General features: G+C 47.2%; 15 protein-coding genes. 14 read left to right on the top strand and 1 reads right to left on the bottom strand.

The genetic code is table 11. The features are described from left to right. The first annotated feature begins 129 nt into the window (after window positions 1-129). A complete protein-coding gene (locus FGS84_RS07685) occupies window positions 130-5,427 on the top strand; it encodes an EAL domain-containing protein (RefSeq protein WP_138307254.1) in 5,298 nt (1,765 codons plus the stop codon). Window positions 5,428-5,486: 59 nt separating this feature from the next. Next, on the top strand, window positions 5,487-6,257 hold the full coding sequence (locus tag FGS84_RS07680) for an SseB family protein (RefSeq protein WP_138307252.1): 771 nt from the start codon (window positions 5,487-5,489) through the stop codon (window positions 6,255-6,257). Window positions 6,258-6,369: 112 nt separating this feature from the next. On the opposite strand, the gene FGS84_RS07675 is transcribed toward FGS84_RS07680, so the two are convergent. Further along, entirely contained in the window at window positions 6,370-6,822 is a 453-nt protein-coding gene (locus FGS84_RS07675) for a helix-turn-helix transcriptional regulator (RefSeq protein WP_138307249.1), read from the bottom strand. A 290-nt stretch (window positions 6,823-7,112) separates the two neighbouring features. On the opposite strand from FGS84_RS07675, the gene FGS84_RS07670 reads away from it, so the two are divergent. From FGS84_RS07670 to FGS84_RS07620, 12 genes are all read left to right on the top strand, one after another. Beyond that, complete coding sequence (locus FGS84_RS07670) at window positions 7,113-8,228, top strand: polysaccharide deacetylase family protein (RefSeq protein ID WP_138307247.1); 1,116 nt, start codon at window positions 7,113-7,115, stop codon at window positions 8,226-8,228. Between the two features lie 220 nt (window positions 8,229-8,448). After that, window positions 8,449-9,129: a response regulator transcription factor gene (locus FGS84_RS07665; RefSeq protein WP_138307245.1), complete on the top strand. Its 681-nt coding sequence runs from the start codon at window positions 8,449-8,451 to the stop codon at window positions 9,127-9,129. Between the two features lie 107 nt (window positions 9,130-9,236). Then, window positions 9,237-11,096: a sensor histidine kinase gene (locus FGS84_RS07660; RefSeq protein ID WP_243129900.1), complete on the top strand. Its 1,860-nt coding sequence runs from the start codon at window positions 9,237-9,239 to the stop codon at window positions 11,094-11,096. A 330-nt stretch (window positions 11,097-11,426) separates the two neighbouring features. Then, on the top strand, window positions 11,427-14,051 hold the full coding sequence (locus tag FGS84_RS07655) for a hypothetical protein (RefSeq protein WP_138307241.1): 2,625 nt from the start codon (window positions 11,427-11,429) through the stop codon (window positions 14,049-14,051). A 321-nt stretch (window positions 14,052-14,372) separates the two neighbouring features. Next, entirely contained in the window at window positions 14,373-14,924 is a 552-nt protein-coding gene (locus tag FGS84_RS07650) for a hypothetical protein (protein WP_171042564.1), read from the top strand. Window positions 14,925-15,095: 171 nt separating this feature from the next. Further along, on the top strand, window positions 15,096-15,476 hold the full coding sequence (locus FGS84_RS07645) for a BlaI/MecI/CopY family transcriptional regulator (protein ID WP_138307237.1): 381 nt from the start codon (window positions 15,096-15,098) through the stop codon (window positions 15,474-15,476). Then, entirely contained in the window at window positions 15,463-16,872 is a 1,410-nt protein-coding gene (locus FGS84_RS07640; RefSeq protein ID WP_138307235.1) for a M56 family metallopeptidase, read from the top strand. The genes FGS84_RS07645 and FGS84_RS07640 overlap by 14 nt, the downstream gene beginning before the upstream one ends. A 166-nt stretch (window positions 16,873-17,038) precedes the next feature. Beyond that, the gene (locus tag FGS84_RS07635; RefSeq protein ID WP_138307233.1) at window positions 17,039-17,698 is read left to right on the top strand and encodes a hypothetical protein; all 660 of its coding nucleotides are present in this window, start codon (window positions 17,039-17,041) and stop codon (window positions 17,696-17,698) included. 400 nt (window positions 17,699-18,098) lie between these two features. Further along, on the top strand, window positions 18,099-18,446 hold the full coding sequence (locus FGS84_RS07630; protein ID WP_138307231.1) for an inorganic pyrophosphatase: 348 nt from the start codon (window positions 18,099-18,101) through the stop codon (window positions 18,444-18,446). An 878-nt stretch (window positions 18,447-19,324) separates the two neighbouring features. Next, on the top strand, window positions 19,325-19,483 hold the full coding sequence (locus tag FGS84_RS07625; protein WP_138307229.1) for a DUF4177 domain-containing protein: 159 nt from the start codon (window positions 19,325-19,327) through the stop codon (window positions 19,481-19,483). Between the two features lie 298 nt (window positions 19,484-19,781). Further along, window positions 19,782-19,919 (top strand): hypothetical protein, encoded by a 138-nt coding sequence (locus FGS84_RS30740; RefSeq protein WP_171042563.1) that lies wholly within the window; start codon window positions 19,782-19,784, stop codon window positions 19,917-19,919. Window positions 19,920-20,333: 414 nt separating this feature from the next. Further along, window positions 20,334-21,257 carry a transporter substrate-binding domain-containing protein gene (locus tag FGS84_RS07620; RefSeq protein WP_138307228.1) on the top strand — a complete coding sequence of 308 codons (924 nt, stop codon included), beginning with the start codon at window positions 20,334-20,336 and terminating at the stop codon, window positions 21,255-21,257. Window positions 21,258-21,271 lie beyond the last annotated feature (14 nt).

Raw genomic sequence — 21,271 nt, 5'->3', positions numbered from 1 at the left:
GGATAAGCAGACATAGGGATGAGCAAACCGCAATGAAAGTGAATCTGCAACGCCATGGATTACTTGGCAATGGTTTCTTAATATGATACAATAAATAAAGTTGTGTATCATTTGAAAAGAGGGAAAATAATGTTCACACAAAGAAAAATACTGGTTGTGGAAGATAACGAGATAAACCGTATGATGCTGAGTTCCATCCTGTCATCTGAATATGAGGTGCTGGAGGCGGAGAACGGGCTGGCTGCCCTGGAGGCGCTGAGGAAATACAGGGACGCAATTGCGCTGATTCTGCTGGACATCATCATGCCTGTTATGGATGGGTATACCTTCCTGGCGCGTATGCAGGAGGACCCGGCGCTGGCATCCATACCGGTCATCGTTACCACGCAGAGCGACGGTGAATCCGACGAAGTGGCCGCCCTGTCCCACGGCGCCACGGACTTCGTGGCAAAACCCTACAAACCCCAGGTCATTCTGCACCGCGTGGCCAGTATTATCAAGCTCAGGGAAACAGCAGCCATGATAAATCTGGTTCAGTATGACCGGCTGACCGGGCTCTACACAAAAGAATTTTTTTACCAGCGTGTGAAAGAAACCCTGGCCGCCCGCCCTGAGCAGGAGTATGACATCATTTATTCCAATATAGAGAATTTCAAGCTTGTCAATGACATATTCGGGGTGCCGGCCGGGGACAGACTCCTTGTGAATGTGGCCGCCATGTTTTCAAAGCGGGTGGGCAGATGGGGAATCTGCGGCCGGATTAATGCGGACCAGTTTGCCTGCCTCTTGGAACGGCGCTGGGAATATTCAGAGCAGTTATTCGTGGAGGCGGGAAACCAGATTAACACCATGTCCAATGTGAAAAACATGGTAATGAAATGGGGCGTCTACCATATTGACGACCGCTCCATATCCGTGGAACAGATGTGCGACCGGGCCCTGCTGGCAGTCCGAAGCATTAAGGGCCAGTACAGAAGGCATTTTGCAGCCTATGACGAGGCACTGCGCAGCAAGCTGCTCCGGGAACAGGCCATCACGGACAGTATGGAGGAGGCCCTGGTCCAGGGACAGTTTATTGTGTACCTGCAGCCTAAGTACAGCCTGAAGGATAAGACCCTGGCAGGGGCAGAGGCCCTGGTGCGGTGGGTTCATCCGGAATGGGGCTTCCAGTCCCCCGGGGAGTTTATTCCTCTGTTTGAGAGGAACGGGTTTATCACACAGCTGGACCAGTATGTGTGGGACCGTACCTGCGCCTATTTGCAGGACTGGGACAGGAAGGGATATCCCAGGGTTCCTGTATCCGTGAATGTGTCCAGGGCTGATATCTACAATGCAGACCTTGCCAACATCCTTTTGCGGACCGTACATAAATATGGCCTGCCGCCTTGGCGCCTGCACCTGGAGATTACGGAGAGCGCCTATACGGAGAATCCGGGCCAAATCATCGAGACAGTAACCCATCTCAGGGAATTGGGCTTCATCATTGAGATGGATGATTTCGGAAGCGGCTATTCCTCCTTAAACATGCTGAACCAGATGCCCCTTGACATTCTGAAGCTGGATATGAAGTTCATCCAGAGCGAGACGGCCAAGCCTGTGAACCAGGGAATTCTTCGTTTTATCATGAGTCTTGCGCGGTGGATGAACCTGAGCGTGGTGGCGGAGGGCGTGGAAACCGGGGAGCAGCTGGAACGGTTGAAGGAAATCGGATGCGATTATGTACAGGGCTATTTTTTCGGAAAGCCAATGCCCGGAGATGTCTTTGAGGAGCTTATGAAGTCAATGCCCCGGATGGAGACAAAGGAGCTGCAGGAACCGGAAAAGGAAAACCAGGACCCCGGCCATGCATATGACGGAGAGGAATTCCTGTACAGTACCTGCGGCGCCGGGGACAGCCAGGCATGTCTGGAGCAGAAGCTGGCTGCCATGAATGAACGGATGGAGGTTATAGTCAATTCCATTCCAGGAGGCATTGCAAGCTACCGGATTGAGGGTAACCGTTTTATACCGGATTTTTATTCCGACGGCGTCCTTGCCATTTCCGGGCATACCAGGGAAGAATTCCGGGAGCTGGTGGCCCGCGATGCCATGGATATCATATATGAGGCGGACCGGGAGCGTGTGCTGGCGGCAGCAAAGGAGGCTGTCTTAAGCGGCGGAATCCTGGATATTTCGTACCGTATGCGCCACAAGGACGGGAATATTATATGGATTCACCTGAACGGGCGGCGCATGGGGCCTGTGTCTGATAAAATGAGCTTTTATGCTGTATTTACAGGCATGTCGGCAGAGGCCCGCCTCTTCCAGAGCATTGCCAATGAAACCGTGGACAGTATCTATGTAATCAGCAAGGAAAATTATGACCTGCTCTATGCCAATGAGACAAAAGGTCCGTTTGCCGGGAAGCAGCGGAGCCTGGGACAGAAATGCCATCTGGCCCTGCGGGGGAATATGTCCCCCTGCGCCAATTGTGTGATTAAGAATTACCAGGCCGGCGGCAGGGACAATTCCATGATGCTGTCCAGTCAGGGAAGGTTTTACAGCGCCAGGTTCCGTGAGACGGACTGGAACGGCATTCCGGCCTATATCCAGTATGTGAGGGATGTGACGGAGGAAGTGCAGACCCAGAAAGAAAAGAAGCGCCTGGAACAGTATTTCCAGACAGTAGTAAAAAACCTGCCCGGCGGGGTTGCAGTGCTGCGGCGGAAAAAGGACGGGACCATGCAGCCGGAGTTTTTATCGGATGGATTTGCTGCAATGACAGATATGGAGTATGAGGAAGCATGGGAACTGTACCGGGAGGATGCCATGTACGGGGTGCATCCCCAGGACCGTGCCTATGTGGCGGGACGGATGGAGGAGTATGCGGCTGATGGCTCCTGCAGCCGCGAGATAGTGTACCGTCTGAAGAAGGGCCGCGGAGAGGGAAGCTATATATGGGTCAGGAACCGGTTTACCCTGATTGAGGACGAGGAGGGAGAAAACCGGATTTATGCCATTTACTATGACATAACAGAGGAACGGGAGGAACAGGAACGGCTGAGGGCCCGGTACAGGGAACTTCTGCTCAAACACTACCGGACGCCCGGACCCAATGCGCTGATTGTGGGGCATTACAGCATTACCCAGAACCAGGTACTGGAGGTCATTGACCACACGGATTCCGGGCTTATGGAAACCTTTGGGTCAAACCGGAAGGAATTCTTTGCCGGTATCTCCGGATTCATTGAAGATGAGGAGGAAAGGCGGGCGTACACGGCAGCCTTTGTGGATGCTCCGGGAGTGAATCAGGATGTCAACTGTTTCATCAGGCTTCCCAGGGATTCCTACGGCCGGTATGTCCGGTTTAAGGTGGATTTGCTGGAGACGCCGGATACGGGTGATATCACGGGTATCTTCACTGTGACGGATATCACGGAGCAGGTCATATCGGAGAGAATTCTTCACCGCATGACCGTGGTGGGCTGCGACATGGTCATAGATGTGGATTTGTTCCGCGACAGATACATGCTGCTTAACAGCGGCAAAGAGGCGGAGGACGTCCCCGGGCCGTCCGGCTGCCATTCCCGGCAGGTGGATTATATGCTGAAGGTGCAGGTCGTGCCCAGGGACAAGGAACATGCGGCAAGGATGATGGAGCCCGGATATATCCTGGAACAGCTGAAAAAGGAGGATTCCTATTCCTTCCACTATTCAATCATCGGGGAACAGGGCGATATACTTACAAAAAACCTGACAATTTCCTCCATAGACCTGCGCCTGGGACGCATCTGCATGGCCCGGACCGACATCACGGATTCTGTCCGGGAACAGCAGGGAATGCTGAATGTGGTTGCCTCCACCTTTGAACTCATGGGATTTGTGAATATCCGCAGCAGGCGCATGACCATGTATACCAGACAGACCGTACAGGAGAATCTGTCGCCGTATATACTGGATGACTACAATGATTCCGTGGAGCGAATTGCAGGGTATTATGATATTGGGGACGGAAAACAGTTTATCCGGACACAGTTCCGTCTGGATACCATGGTTTCCCGCCTGGAAAAGGAGCCGACCGGGTATGATTTTGTGATTCCCTATACAGCGGGGGAGGGCGTACGGTATAAGCAAATCAGCATTCTGTGGGGCGACAGGAACCGCAAGACCGTCTGCATGGTACGGGCGGACGTGACCGACATGCTGGCGGACGAACGGCGCAAGAAGGATGAACTCAGGGAAGCCCTTGCCCTGGCAGAAGAGGCCAGCCAGGTGAAAAGTGAATTCCTTTCAGCCATGAGCCATGACATACGCACGCCCATGAATGCAATCATAGGCATGACGGAACTGGCTGCGGCCCACATCGGTGAAAAGGAGCGGGTGGAGGACTGTCTGAAAAAGATATCCCTGTCCTCAGGGCATCTTATGAGTCTGATTAACAATGTGCTGGATATGAGTAAAATAGAAGGTTCCAGGCTGATTCTCAACCGTATGCACATATCCCTTCCATCCCTGGTGGAACAGATTACAGGAATGATGGAACCCCAGGCCCGCAGCAGGGGACTGGACTTTGAGGTCCGGACAGAGGGGCTTGTCCACAGGGAGTTTTACGGGGATTCCCTGCGTCTGAACCAGATTCTCATCAATCTTCTGGGAAATGCGTGCAAGTTCACGCCGGAAGGAGGCCGGGTCAGCTTCTGTGCAGAGGAATACGGTCAGGTACAAACGGAAGGATGGATTCACTACCGCTTTACGGTCAGCGACACCGGGGTTGGAATCAAGGAGAAATTTTTACAGCATATGTTTGAACCCTTTAGCCGGTGCAGGAATGACAGCTGCGTGGAAGGCAGCGGATTAGGCTTAAGCATCACCAAAGGTCTGGTGGACCTTATGGGAGGGACCATCCAGGTAAGGAGCCGGGAACACCAGGGAACCACTTTTCTGGTGGATTTGGAATTTGAACCGGCCGGGGACGAAGAAAGCGCAATGAGAGGAAAACCGGAAGGGGGCGCACAGGCGGGCAGGGAAGAGCAGGCCCTGGCCGGAGCAGGAACCCTGTCAGGATGCAGGTTCCTGATAGCTGAGGATAATGCCATCAATGCCGAGATTCTCTGCGAACTCCTTCAGATGCAGGGCGCGCAGTCCGTTATACGGACGGACGGGGTCAAGGCCCTGGATGAATTCAGGAACACTGCGCCGGGGACTTACGATGCCGTGCTTATGGATATACAGATGCCGGAGATGAACGGTTATGATACGGCCAGGGCTATCCGCGGTCTGAACCGGGAGGACGCTGCCCGGATACCCATTATAGCCATGACAGCCAATGCCTTTGCAGAGGATGTACAGGCAGCCCTTAAAGCCGGAATGACGGCCCATGTGGCCAAACCCATAGATGTCAGTGTGATGACGGCAGTGCTTTTAAAAGCCATAGGGAAGAATGCCTGATGCAGCGCGCAGACGTGATAATACAGCCTGATATAATAACATAAAGGAGAGACTAACAAATGAAACCGAATGAAACGACAGGAAAACAGGAAATCATGAACCGGCTTAAAACCTCAGGAGAGCTTTATGTCCTGCTTTCCATGTGCACAGGAGAGCCCTATGTGGTTTGCGACCAGGAAACCTATGATGATGAAATCATTGTTTTCTTTGATGCCCAGGCAGCCATAAAGGAGGCAAAGGAACAGACCGAGGCGGGAACGCCTGTAAAACCCATGAAGCTGGAGAACAAGCAGTTTCTGATGTTTTACACCAGCCTCTATACCCTGGGAGTGAATGCGCTGCTGGTAAAAGACGGGGAAAAGGACTGTCTGATTCAGCTGCAGGATTTTGTGAAGCGTAATAAGCAGCAGGGTCAGGAGTCAGGGGAGAAGATATGGGTGGAGAACCCCTCCCTTCATCTGACCATGCTGTATTATATGCAGGAACTGAGAAGAAAACCAGGGCAGGAGAGCCTTCCGCAGATTAAGGAATGGCAGGATGAGATTACCAGTGATTTCAGTAAAGGAAGTTACATTGTTCCTGCGGAGAAGGAGGGGAAGGGACTGGCAGCTGTCAAGGTGAACGAGCAGCTATTCCAGGCCATTTTTACAGACATATTAGAGTTCCAGAAGTTTAACCGGGAAGGCAGGCTGCGTCCTCTTGTGGTGACCGCAGACAAGATACCCCAGATTATGACAGAAGAGGCAAAGGGAGTGATTCTCAATCCCATGGGAGTCAGGATGCCTTTGCAGATTAAGAAGGCGTCCGGCCAGCCAAAACAGGATGCATAGGAAATATAGGAAATGAGAAAAAAACTCATTTATAAAATTCGGGTAAACAGAAGGACTTTGGAATGATGAACGTGAAAATGCTGCAATGAGGTTTTGCCTCACTGCAGCATTTTCACGTTTTGAGTTCAAGGGTCAGTTGGTTGAAGTCATCCGGTTTGTCTTTTGGCTTGTCAAGGGACGTTACCTTTTTTAATATTTCGTTCTGTGTTTTGTTGTACTCTTCCTTGGCACGCTTAAGGACAGCGGCCTGGCCCTCGCGGTATGTATTCTGGAACCAGTAAATGAGCAGGGATTCATCTGAATTCAAAAGCTTTGTGACAGATGCTCCCGCTTCATCCGGGCGCAGTGCAGCGGCCAGGGGCGTTTCCAGCGGAATGTCAAAGATGGAATGGACGGAAGTGCCGAGCGCCTTTGCAATGGCTTCCATGTGGGCCATCTTATCCTTTTGGTTTTCTCCGTTTATGATTCTCTTCAAGGTGCTGGCAGGTATGTGTGTTTCCTTTGATAAGGTAGCCTGAGTCATCCCCTTTAAATTCATTAGTGCAATCAGTTTCTCGTTTTTCACAGTAAGTCCCCATTTCCTGGTAATCCCATATCATATCGGTCCCAAACCCGATAGATAACCATAAAATACCCTTCATGGATAATTCTACCATATTATTTATAATTCTTCAAGAAATGCCATTGATTTGATGATATTTTTTCTCATGGTATTTTTTCTCGCAGCTTTCATTGAGTTATTGTGACATATTCTTTCAATTTCTTTAAATCCATGGACAGGGCCGATTAAATTGTTTACAATAGACAGGCTGGTCAGAGGCTGGCTGCATTAAATTACACAGGAGACCAGAACACATGTTAAAAGATACTAAAAAGAATACCAATCCAAAGAAACGAATGAGTAAGACCAAACAGGCCAGGAGGCGGGAGGAAGAATTTAAATCCACTCTGAAGTTCGGCGTGAAACTGGTTTTGATTCTGGCGGTTGTGATTGGCTGTGCACAGCTGTTTTTTTATGGAAAAAACGTGATGGCAGGCAGGAGCAGCGGTCCGGCTGCCTGGATAGCGGAAAAAAACAGCGAAACAAAGGACAATCAATCAGATACACCTGAGACAGGGGAAACGGCTGCCTCCCAAAAGAACTCCTCTGAAGACGGCGTTTCCAGGGACCCGTCTTCCATGGGACCGGAAGCTTCCGGCCCTGCGCAGGAACAGCAGATGCCGGAAACCATTGCGCCGTTTGCTGAATCCAGCGATGGGCCGGGTAATGTGGTGCAGGCTGCCCCGCCCTCCGGTGAAGCGTCCTTAGGTCCTGCAGGCAGCGGAAATGAGCTGTTCCCTGTTTCAGGACCGGTTGACGCATCCAGGCCCATGATTGCATTTACCTTTGACGACGGTCCTTATTACAGCGTGGACATGAGAATCCTGGACACGCTCCAGGCTTACGGGGGAAGGGCCACCTTTTTTATAGTGGGAAGCCGTGTCAATGACTACAAGGACACCCTCAAGCGAATCCAGGATTCCGGGTCTGAGATAGGGAACCATACATTTAACCACAAGAATCTGGAAACGATTGCTCCGGAAGAAGTGGCATCCCAGATTGAGATGACCAACGATGCAGTGGAGGCCGTGACAGGCTTCCGGCCCAGGCTGGTGCGGGTGCCCTACGGCGCCTTTAAGGGCCAGGTGCCCGGCCTGGTATCCTACCCCATGATTCAGTGGGACATTGATACGCAGGACTGGTCCAGTAAGGACAAGGATGCCATTGCGGCCTCTGTGCTTTCCCAGGCAAAGGATGGAAGTATTGTGCTGATGCACGATTTGTATTCCTCCACGGCCGAGGCATTTGAAACCCTTATTCCCCAGCTGGCCGCCCAGGGATATCAGTTTGTCACGGTCAGCGAGATGTTTGCAGCCAAAGGGCTGCCTCTGGAAGCTGGGCAGGTTTATTTTAATATCCGCAATAAGTAGGAGGCAGCCGGCTTCACCATATTCGTATTTCCCAACATCACTAAACGGGGAACTAAATGGACAGAGGGGAGGCGCGGTGCACTTCTCTATTGACACAGGATTAAATCAACCATATAATAAAAGCAGTAAAATATGCGAATGGCACCTGCCGTTCGCATATTGTTGTTTCAGGGAAGATGAACATGTTCGTTCATCTAACGCAGGAAAGGAGGGGAGACAATTGGAACAAACGTATTGGCTGCTGGCCGTTGACGACGAGCCGGACATTTTAAGAACCAACCGAAAATATTTGGAAGCCAGGGGGTACAAGGTTGATACGGCGATTTGCGCCATGGACGGCCTGGAATTGCTGCGTCAGCGCAGCTATGACTGTATTCTGCTGGATGTGCTTCTGCCGGATTTAAATGGGTTTGAGCTCTGTCAGGCGGTACGCAATATTACATCAGCGCCCATTCTGTTTTTAAGCTGTATGGATGATGAGGAGGATAAAATCCGGGGATTAATGGCCGGCGGGGATGATTATATCACCAAACCCTACAGTTTAAAGGAACTGGCCGCCCGGGTTTATGCGCAGGTGCGGCGCAGCGTCATGCAGGAATTCATTATTGACCATCATCAGCAAAGCCTGACCGCGGGAAACCATGTGATTTTGCTGTCCCCAAAGGAGTTTGACTTGTTCCTGTATTTTCTGGGGAATTCCGGCCGGATTTTAACACCGGAGGAAATGTACAGAGATGTATGGAGAACCGGGAAGCCTGATACCACAAATACGGTTGCAGTACATATTGCAAGGCTGCGGCGCAAGCTGGACGAGGCAGGCCATCTGGTCGGTAACATTGAAACAGTGCGCGGAGAAGGTTATGAGTTCCGGCCCAGGTCGGAAGCGAGGATAAAGCTATGAAACGGTTCCTGTGTTTAGTTACCCTCATATTAACCGTCTGCATCATTCTGCTTTTTACCGCATGCCAGCCGTTTGTTTCGGAAGGACCGAAGGCGGCAAAAGGAGTAATGGATTACAGGGAGACGGATTTTAACTCAGATGTCTATGCGCTGGGTGGGGAATGGGAGTTTTATTATGGAAAACTCTATACCCCGCAGGACTTTTATCAAGGGCGGACAGAGGGAGGGGAGTATATTGACCTGCCCGGGCCATGGATTAAGAAGGGATATCCGGGGCTGGGGTATGCAACGTACCGCCTGCATATCCGGACTGCCACGGACCGGGCCCTGCTTCTTTATGTACCGGAAATCATGTCATCCTCCGTCATCTGGGTGAATGGAACTGAAATCTTTGCAGCCGGACAGCCGGGTGATTCGGCGCAACACACGGTTCCCGGAGTGAAAAATGACCTTCTGGCCCTGGTGCCGCAGGACGGCAGGATAGAACTGGTGATTCAGGCAGCCAATTACCATATGAACGGGAGCGGTATATTTTATTCCCTTCTCATTGGCCGCGATACGGTGCTGAGCCATCACATATTCTGGCAGCGGACCTTGATTGCCTTTGCACTGGGCGGTATCCTGTTTATGGGCATCTATCATCTGTTCCTGTTTGCATTCCGCAGGAGGGAGAAAATTTATCTCATTTACAGTGTGACCTGTCTTGTGACAACGGTCCGCCTTGCCATGGAGAGCAACAACCTGTTCCAGTATTTTCTTCCGGGTGGGATTGGTCCGGTGCTTAACCGGGTGTTCCTGCTCTTGTTTACCCTCCAGAACCTGTGTATCTGCATGTTTATGCTTCAGATATTCCGCGTCCGCCTGGGCCGGACTCTGCGGGTGGTATATGGAATCAGTTTTATCCTGCCCATGGTTCTGATTTGCATCCGGAGTGTTCCCTATGCAACTGCAGTCAACTGGATGTTCCTGGTGCTGCTCCCCTATGGGATTTCGGTGGTATTGGCAGCAAAGAACGGAAAAATAGGAAAAGATCCGTACCGGTTTCTCTATTTTTTGAGCTTAATCATTTTTATTTTCTTCGGCCCGCTGTCGAAGACGGTCTTTGAAGGGGCGCTTTTTGTACCGGGAATTGTCCCGAACCTGTTTTTGCTGCTCTGCCAGTGCACCATGCTTTCGCGGAATTATGCGCAAGCCCACAATGAGGTGGAGCATATCAATGAACATCTGGAACTACTGGTGGAACAGAGGACGGAGCAGTTAAACAGCGCCAACCGGCAGCTGGCAGCATCCCAGGCAGCCCTGCGGGAAATGATTGCCAATATCTCCCACGACCTCAAAACTCCGCTGACCGTGCTGAACAATTATCTGGAACTGCTGGGTGATGATACGATTGCGGCAAATGAGCAGGAGCGGGCGGAGTATCTGGGGATTGCCTATCACAAGAACCTGGACCTTCAGAGACTAATCCACAACCTGTTTGAAGTGACCCGGCTGGAGGGCGGTACGGCGGTTTACCGCAAGGACCGGATACAGGCGGAGAGACTGATGAAAGAGTCGGAACACAAGTATGCGGAGCTGGTCAGGGATAATGGAATGCAGTTCTCGGCCGAGGCAGAGGAGGGAATTGAACTGCAGGTGGATGGCAATAAAATCTGGAGTGTGCTGGATAACCTGGTTTACAATGCAATCCGCCATACGCCGGCCGGAGGAAGCATTTCGCTTTCAATCCGGAGAAACGGCGGTCAGGTTGAACTGAAGGTATCGGATACAGGGGAGGGAATTGCACCGGAACATCTGCCTCACATCTTTGAGCGCTTCTACAAGGTATCGCCGGAACGCGGGGAAAAGGACGGCTCCAGCGGCTTAGGGCTGTATATAGTCAAAACAGTTGTGGAGGCCATGGGAGGCTCGGCGGAGGCGGAAAGCGCTCCCGGAAGAGGTACGGTATTTACAATCAGATTTCCTTAAAGGGCTCTGTAAATAATTTCCACTATGAAAGAATTCCTGTTGTTTCCCCATCAGGGTTCTGGTATAATAAGATTATATAAGAATAGACAGAAATGCGAACCCGTGAAGAACGTGTTCGCATTTCGTCGTTTTAGGGATTATGAACGAATCTGTTCATAATCGAACGTTCAATCATATAGAACAATTTCTGCCATGAATCAGGCATACCGGCGGGAAAAGAGGAGGAAACATGAGGGGTAAGTTAAAGAGAAAGTTTGCGGTTGTAATGGCGTCTGTACTGGCATTGTCCAATATCCAGTCAATCCCGGTATTTGCAGGGGGGGGGGTGAAATGGAGAAGACCATCCTCCGATTCGAAGAACTGCCGGAAAAATATGCGGTTCAGGAATTGGAACTGGGGGCAGCGGAGGAGGATATCCGCTTCCCGGGCAGCCTGTGGGCGGACATGGTGATTGTGAAGCAGAGGAATGAGGAGAGCAAAGCAGAGGAAACAGAGGCCGGCAAAACCGAAGTGGGGAAGGCGGAGACGGAAGCTTCTGTTGAAGCGGAGGAGAGTTTGGGGGCTGACAGCACCACGGAACAGCAGGCTGGCGATGCGGACTTGTCTGTTTCCGCAGAGGAGGAGAAGGCGTTACCGGAGGATGCGGAAAAAGCTTCATCGGATGAGTCCTCCAATGATGGAACGGTTAATGAACCGGAAACAACCGGTTCCGATACCACAGGAACAGCGGAGCCGGAGGAAGAAGAGGAGCCGGAGATAAAGCAGACGGAGGTAAAGCAGCCGGAGTCAGACGCAGGAGAGGCTGACAGCCCGGATACCGGGGTGGAATCTGAGAAACCTGCAAAAGAAGAGAATGATGCCGGGAAACCATCCGGAAACCTGCGGGATGATTCCGAAAATACGGAAGAACCGAAGGCCCCTGTGGCAACCGGTTCAGAGGCGGAAAAAACGGAGAAAGATAATGAGTCTGACGATAGAATTGAAAAGACCGTCAGGAGAAAAATACGGGATATTGAATGGGAGCTGAATTTTACAGAAAGCAGCGATTCGGAATTTCAAGCTGAGGTACCAGGAACCTATGTCTATGAGCCGGTCATACCATCCGGATATGAGATAGACTTGGAAGTGGAACTGCCGCAGATTCTCGTAAAGGTCGGAACTTTTGATGAAGAAGAAAATGCCAATGCGGAATTCAGAAAAGTACTTGCCAGCAGCAGCCTGTCGGCCGCTGAATCATTTGCGCAGTCTATAAGTACGTTCAATCATGGCGGCAGCGGACAGTTATTTACAACCATCTCCGGCGATACAGTCACCGTAGAAGGCAGCGTGACCGGAGCAACGAATTCGCTGAGCTATACGTATGAAGGAAGCCCGGATCTCATCATAGACTGGAGGGCAGACTATGAGGGGAAGGGCAGCTCTGGAGGGCTTTTAGAATTTCACGGATCCGCAATTCAGTTTGAGATGAATGACGGTGAAATCATACGTTCCGGTTCAACCGATGTGGGAGCTTATGTGTTTGTCTTTTTCGGCTGTCAAGCTAGTTTGAATAGCGGGACGATACAGGGAGATTTGGGAATCCACATTTGGAATGGAACATTGGTTATTGAAAACGGAGCGGTGATATCCTCTCTTGAAACTGCACTTTACTCAAAAGAGAGTTGCATAGAAATAACCGGTGGTACTCTTTCGGCTTCTGGTGATTTAGAGGAATGTATCTATCTTACTGAGAGCAGTGAATTAACGATGACCGATGGCAATATAAGCGCTGACGGTAAGCGGGGCTGCGCAATATTTGCAGGAGAGAACAGTGTTGTCGATGTACAGGGAGGAACTATTTCCGCTGCCGGACCAGGCGGACGTGCGGTACGCAATTATCGGGCCAGCAAAATCACGATTATCAATTCCGACATATCCTTGTCTGGTTTATGGGTGAACGAAACAGTGGCTGTTATTGATGAAGACGATTACACGGCGTATGTAGTCCTGCCTGACCAAACCCCGTTCCCCACAGAGGCAAGTGCAATAACCATGATACCGAAGGATGCGGATGCAAGCATCAGCCTCCCCATAATGTTAGATGAACATACATGGCTGTTTACGATAGAATCCGGCTGTCTGATACAAAGCTATCAAGTAAAGATATCAAAAAATCCATTGAAGGCAGACCCGACCACGATAGATTTTGGGAGCTTAGCGGCCGGATATGAAACACTGCCCGCCCCGCAGACTATTAGCATCGTAAACAACGGCTCATCCTACATTAATGGCTTTACGGTATCGGGCGGTGTAAATTATCATATCATATGGAAGGACAGCCCTATACCTCAAGGCGGGTCCGTTACCATTACAGTTCAACCAAAAACAGGGCTGACAGAAGGGGTATGGCGGGAAACTATTATTATCTCAGCAGATGGAAGCGTTATTGCCAATGTGGAAGCTGTTGTAGAAATCATACCAGCGTCCGGCAGAGTATCCAGAGACTCCTCCTCGGGAAGCGCCGCCACGGATTCCTTTGTTTTGATTGGTACATGGGAGCGCACGGATTCTGGTTTTTGGAAATTCCGCCTGAACACAGGCCGCTATGCAGCAAACCGCTGGGGTATTGCAGATGGAAGATGGTACTATTTTGATTACAGCGGCCTCATGGTGACGGACTGGCAGCAGCTGAATGGAGTATGGTATTACATGGCTACATCAGAAGATGCAAAACGGACTGAAGGAATGAAAGAGGGGGAGATGAGAACCGGCTGGATTTATGATTTGTTTTATCAAAAATGGTTCTATTTAGACAAAGACGGAGCCATGGCCGCCGGCTGGCGGGAGATTGACGGAAAATGGTATTATTTTAACCCGGCACCAGATGGAACGGGAGGAGCCATGGTGACTGATGCATGGGTTGATGACTGGTATCTGAATCAGGACGGCATAGGCATGAATCAGACAAGGAGGTAGCGATGTCATTGAACAGGGCTTAAGCGGGGTGCCGCACTGGTCACAGTCCACCGGCAAGACTGAGCAGAAAGTTTTGAGTTTCTTTGATATGAGAAGCAGGTTCCTAATAAAAAGGCGGCAAAACGCGACAAAATAAATAGTTGCGTTTTGCCGCCTTTTTGCTTCATAGTTTCTTTCTTGTCAAAGTCCTTCATACCATCTGCATAAGAATTTTAGTGACGGAAGGCAGCCCGCCACCATATTGGGTCTGAATTCCTAAATCTGGCGAATCTACCCTGCAGGAGGTGTTAACACATTTATATAGTTATTCTTGTTTGTTCCATGTGTGCTTCGATAATAGCCTATGCTGCTTCATCATTAGACGCTGCAACAAAGCAAGAGTATTATAAAATATATGCGAAAATTGTTAATGAGATATCGCAGGAGTCCGGAAAAGAGGTTGGACTTCTCCCAATGGATGATTTTAGGGATGAAGACTGGAAAACCCCTGAAGAGTTTAGGAAGTTTGTGAGCCAATTGGTTTATGGCCAATTGGTTGTGGTCGATTTGCCGAATACACGTTCCGGCAGCAGCGCAGCAAAAAAGGTTACGATAACTGAAGATGGTACCCCATTTTCCATTTCAATTACTGGCAAGTTCACAACCCAGTATAATTCCAGCACGGGAAGACAGCATTTTAGCGGCGTAACTTCTTTGACATCAAAATCTTCTGGTTCTGGTGATTGGAAGCAGATTTCGTATGATGCGGATTTTATCGATGCCGCCAGAACATGTTACATAATTGTAAGTGGTAAACTTACGGTATCTGGCGTCTATACAACCAAATATGCATCTGTATATTTCTACTGTGGTTCTAACGGTGGTATCAGTTAAGTTTAAGGGATATATTATGGAACGAATCAGCCATTTTAAAGAAGTTCTCTGTGTTTTCAGGAAAACCGGATTCAAACGCTGGCTACTTTTTCGTATACGCTTAATAAAATCCGTATTAACATTTATATATATTTTCGATATAATAAAAATATTTAGAAAGGCGGAAACGTAATGGAAAAATTGAGTCCAGCAGAATATCGTTATATGCGAGTCATATGGAATCATCCAGAAGGTATAACCAGCAACGAGCTATATAGGCCATACTCATTGACCATGGGTGGACAATCGACTCTTTTACGCAATGTTGTCAGGAAAGGATACGCCACATCAAAGCACGTAGGAAAGCAGGTTTATTATTATCCTGTAGGAACCAGGCTGGAATATGACCGGCAGGTGGTTGGTGAACAGCTCGAAAAGAAAATGGGCCTTCCTTCCCTTGGCGCTTTGGTGGCTGCCTTTTGCGGCCGGGATGAACTCAACGAAGAAGAAGAAAAGAAACTGGAGTTTTTAATTCAGGAATTGGAGCAAAGGCAGAAAAATGATGGCGAGTAATATCTTTACATGTTTAATTTCAGGCTCCCTAGCAGGCAGTATTCTCTTCGGACTATTACTGCTGCTGGATTGTGTATTTGGCAAAATTTATGTAAGGTACATTTATCAGTTCGCCAAAATTATCCTGATTGTATATCTTGGCTCTGGTATTGCGATAGTCTATATGGTTTTTTTTATTGGTACCAGATATAACGTTTTACTGTATAAGTCTGAGGATTTCCAATACATCAGGCAGATACGGGGACTTGTACTTTCACAATTCAGTTTTGCTTCAGATGTCATTTCTATTATATTATTGGTCTGGCTTGTATTATTTATTGCAGTTTTCTTCTTATCAATCATTCGAAGTTTTTTTACCATCAAAAAACAGTTATTAATAACAACAGCGGTAAATGATACGCGACTGCTTATTTTTAATAATTTAAAGAAGGAGCTTAATATTAAAAGAGATATTGGCCTATATGAACACCCAACCGCCGGGTTCCCCTATTTAACTGGTATAATCCGGCCATCAATCATTTTGCCAAATGGGACCTACAGTACCGAGGAATGGGGAATGTTTTTACGGCATGAATTGCTGCATTATAAAAGCCATGACCTGGTTTATAGGTTGATAATCGAGGTGGTACAAAAAATCCATTGGTTTAATCCGGTTATATACTTTTTTAGTTTAAAGGTATATGAGTTAAGTGAATTGGTTTGCGATGAAACTGCCGTTGACGGGATGGATATTACTCAACGAGCGCAGTACGCACGGTTATTAAACTCTGCTGCATGTGGTAATGGAGTTGTCAAGATATTAGCATCCTTTTATGGCAATTATCAAAGAGTTGAAAGAAGAATTTATAATATTATGGAGCAGAAAAAACAAAAAATCAGTGTTGCATTTGTTTTTGCAATAGTGCTGATTCTGGCCTTATGTCCGATTGTATCTTATGCCTCTGTCACCGCTGCCAACCAGGCCCAGGATTTATTGGTTCACGCATATATGGAGCAGAATGATACGGTGTCCGATGATAGTGATGTTATAACGGATTTTGTGGGAAACAAGACCGACCGTACTACAACAACGTTCCTTGCAAAGGCGGCCCGCGGTGACAATACCTTGACAAATTATGTGTCAGAGGCAACAAACACAGCATTATTCTCTCCGGTTAGCCTAAGCAAAGGTGATGAGGTAATTATTGCAGTGTATTCCAACAGTACAAACGACAAATATATCGGAGGTATTATTGACAGCGATGGAAAGCGGACTTATGTGTACGCAACAAAGGGAGCGATGACCCATACCTTTAAAATAACAAAATCAGACATCTATGAAGTCTTTTTCCAGGGGAAAAATGGTAGTGGCGGTGCTGATATCACATTGAATGGCACTGTAAGTATCGAACGATAAAACACCGTTCATTCATTAAAACCAGCTATGAAATTATTCAACACTACTCTAATGAGGAAAGAGTAGGTATACACTCTGGCTCCAGATGCCAGTTGGCCGGCGTAACTGATAAATATAGTGATTCATTCTCAAATATGCACAGTAAAATTGGAAGGGGGAGGTATTGATGAAAAAGGAGCAGAAGGCCCTGGCAAAATATTTAATCGTAACAGCAATGATAGACTTGTGCAGTTTTTATTACGTGGCTGGTTATTTTGCAAAATTCTTGATTAATCATGTTACCGGGACTAGTTCTGACGGGTTTAAATTAGCAATGGGTTTGACAAACCTGACCTTTTATTTACTTTTTATAGCAGCATTCGTGTTTTTTTATAAAAAAATAGTGGGCTGCATTGATAAAATGATAACAGCTACATTTTATCTCTGGGGAGTTTTGATTCTTTCAAATCCAGTAATCAGCCAATTAGTCTTAAAGTCAATGACACAAGCAGCCATCCAGACACAAACCCTGTCTGTTCATGCGGATCGAGCTGCAGGTTGGGCTCTCCATGCAGTGGTGATTTGCTCTTATATGGCATGCACTGTCATAACCGGCTTCTATTTACGTCAGTTCAAATTCGTAATTCTTGCAGCTCTGCTTTTATATGTATATTTTGGCGGCTGGTATGATTCTTTAATTGGCCAGGGGGAAGTTATGGAGCTACATAATTTTATAAAATTCGGAAATATACTTATTACTGGTTTGATGCTGTTATTACCTACATACCAAAATCATGTACTTAGGGAAAATCCACTTGGTCTTTTTGATACTTCGGATATAGGATAAAAAATAGTAGTTGTTTGTGAGTGAAAAAGCATTACTTAGTGAAAATCGTTGTAAATACTGACTTTTTTTACCTGTTAAGGCACTTGAAATCACAATGCTTTTTGATATTTTGGTGCCCAAATGGTGCTCGAATGTCTTACGGCGATATAAAACGATACAAGCAGATATTAAGGAAATATCAGAATTTTTAGAGAGCGAAAGCACTTGTTGCTTTTGCTCTCTTGACTGCTGTATAAGCGGGGATATTCGTACTTGTCAACAGAAAGTACAGCCTATTAATCTTCTCCGTTGACGAGCGTAAATGGCTTTGCTACTTTGTAAACACAAATACGATGATAGATAAAATTATAGCTTTGTGCTATTATTAAAAAAATGGCAAATTAAAATTGGGGGAGATTTCATGCACAGATTCGATAACAGTTTCTGGAGTGCATTAGATACCTTAGTCGGCAAATCAGAAATCATCATAGATAGACCAAAAGGAACTGCACATCCTAAATACCCTAATTTCATTTATAAAGTCAATTATGGGTATTTGAAAAATACAACATCAATGGATGGTGCCGGGATAGACGTATGGGTCGGGACGAATGGGAAAAATATAGATGCTATTATGTGTATTGTTGATTTGATGAAAAGGGATTCTGAAATTAAAATACTCATAGGTTGCACTGAAGAAGAAAAGGCTATTATATACGAAACTCACAATGAAACACAGTACATGAAAGGCATTCTTATTCGTCGATAATTTTTAATTTATGAGGGCATATCAAACAAAATATGACGGAAAGGGTACTCCTTTCCTATGCTTGCTACGGAACTTTAAAAAAAGGAACAAAAGAGAAAGGATACTCTACTCTTTAAAATGTTACGCAGTTAAAGGGCATTTTTGAGGGAAAAGGTATCATTGTTCTGCCTTATCAGTTTTATGTCTGTAACGCCCTTGTTTACAAGGCTTAATGAATTTCTAATGCGTAACATAAAAGCGTAAAATAAGATTGTTCTAAACTGCCTTTGCGGGCGTTATCACACCGCCCGGTGTTTATATGTATCATCTTATTTGTGGTGCTAAAATGGTGCCCGGTCGTACAAAACCACCTTATAAGGAGATACGGCAAGAGAAATGAAGATATGCGGAAAACCTTGATTTTAAGCCATTTTCTTATGGTATTATAAACATTTATGAGGGATTATAAGAATATCAAGGTAGTTGGTATAAAATAGGCTCCCCATGTTTGGCGGACCCCAATAAAAAAGTATTGTCACAGCAAGCGGCATAGTCATTTTGTCTATGCCGTTTTGCGTGTGCCTGGCAGAGCACGTTGCTAATGGGTGAAAGTCCATAATCCGCCCTAGTAGTGGGAATGACTAGCGCCCGCAACATTTCTGGAAGAATATATCAATGGGGTAATGTGGCAGATACGTACCCAGCCGTAAAGGATAAGTATAAAGACAAAAAAGGAGGATTTGAAATTATGTTAATAGGAATTAATCAGGAGCGCTGTTGCCGGACGTGCCTTGTGTAAGGTCCGGTTCTTTCGTGAAGGAAATGAATTATTGTATGGAATTTAGTTTACACAAGAGAGGTGAAGGATAATGGGGATATGTCAATATAAGGTGATACCTATGGCGGTTCCAGCTGTTGCGGGTGTAAAGAAAATGGATGAAATGGCACAGGGAATAGAAGATAAATTAAACGAAGCAGGAGCGGATGGCTGGGATTTTGTGCAATGGAAAAACGGATTTGTAATTTTAAAAAGAGAGTTTAAATTAGGAAGATTATAAAACCATCGTACAACAGAGAAAATGTACTATAAAATAAGGATAGAATCTTAATAAAATTGCAAACACCGTTTAGAAATTGTTTACCCATTTGTTTTTGAAATGTTATATCCGCGTGTTAGAATCAAGGTATTCCTGATGAGGGGAAATGCTTTCTTACTCCTTTTGAATACAGATTGGTATGTCAGACAACGGCTTTGAGTCAGAACACGGCGATGTCTGGCATATTATCGTTAAGGTGTAATTTTAAGCCAGAGAAAACAAAGAATAGCTCAGAATAACAGAAGGGTGGTATAAAAAGATGAAAAGACAGAAAGAGAGAGGGAGAAGCAGAAAACGGAAAGAGCGGGACAGCAAGGCAAAAATACGGCTGGTATCGGCTGCTGTGTGTATAACCGGATTGTTCTTCCTGGCGGTTCTATATCTGCAGATGAGGTAGCAGGAAAGCAGGGAGATAAATTCCGGTACAGGGGAAATCAAGGCCAATGACATTCAGACGGGAGGAGAGCTTCCGTCTAATCAGACGGTATACTACGGCTATCAGTGGGCGCTGCATAATGACGGGCTTGTATGTGCGGATTTGTCTGAATCGGAGGAGTTGGTTACAAAATGGAAGAGTGGACTGAGTATAGTGGCTAGAGGATTTAGGAGGATTCGGATTTAGGAGGATTCATGCAGACTAAATATAGATAAAAAGCATGGTTTAATATTTGATATAGGTATTTGATATTAGTATGTGAGTGTATTAAAATAAATGTAAGTACTGAGGAGGTTCAAAGTGCAGTTAATAGATTGAAACAATGAGCGGGATACAGCAAATAAAAAAGCAGCATAAAATCAGGAGGATGATGAGATGAAAACTACAAAATGGTTTATAACAGCTGTGGCGGTGGCACTTACTTCAGGCTTGTTAGTCGGATGCGCATCTCCCGGTTCCCAGGCAAGAACCACAGCCGAGGTTCAGGCAAAAGATTCGGAGGGGACTGCGGCACAGGTTGACGTTTCAGAAACAGGTGATACAGAAACAGATGATACAGAAGCCGGTTTAAAGCAGGCAGTATCTAGTGGAGGGGATTTACTTGCACAGATACAAGAAAAGGGTGTAATAACCATCGGAACAGAGGGTACTTATTCACCCAACAGCTATCATGATGAGAACGGTAAACTGGTAGGGTTTGACGTTGAGGTTGCGGAAAAGATAGCAGAGAAGCTTGGAGTAAGGGCCGAGTTTGTAGAGTCAAAATGGGATTCCCTGTTTGCCGGTATGGATTCCGGTCGGATTGATATTGTTGTCAATGAGGTGGAGGTCTCGGAGGAGCGGAAGGAGAAATACGATTTCTCTGTACCCTATACCTATATCCATGGGGCGCTGCTGGTAGCAGCGGACAATGATGAAATTCAGGGTGTGGAAAACCTGGAAGGCAAAAAATCGGCCCAAAACCTTACAAGCAGCTGGGGACAGATGGCGGAAAGCTATGGGGCTGAGCTTGTAGGGGTTGAGTCCATGAACCAGTCAGTGGAGCTTATTTTAACCGGACGCGCGGACGTGACCCTGAATGCTGAGACTGCCTTCTACGATTTCATGAAAAATCAGCCGGATCAGGCGGTTAAGATTGCAGGCATGACAGATTCAACCACTTCCTCGGTTATCCCGGTGCGGAAAGGAAACAGCTCCCTGGTAAGTGCGATTGACAGCGCTTTGGAGGAAATGAGGGAATCAGGGGAGCTTGCAGAGTTGTCCGTGAAATATTTTGGTGAGGATGTAACGAAACAATAAGGAAGCAGGAAAAA

Source organism: Clostridium sp. 1001271st1 H5 (assembly GCF_005845215.1).
GTDB lineage: Bacteria > Bacillota > Clostridia > Lachnospirales > Lachnospiraceae > Enterocloster.
The sequence above is the reverse complement of the archived record's forward strand: the minus strand, read 5'-3'. Positions and strand labels throughout refer to the sequence as shown.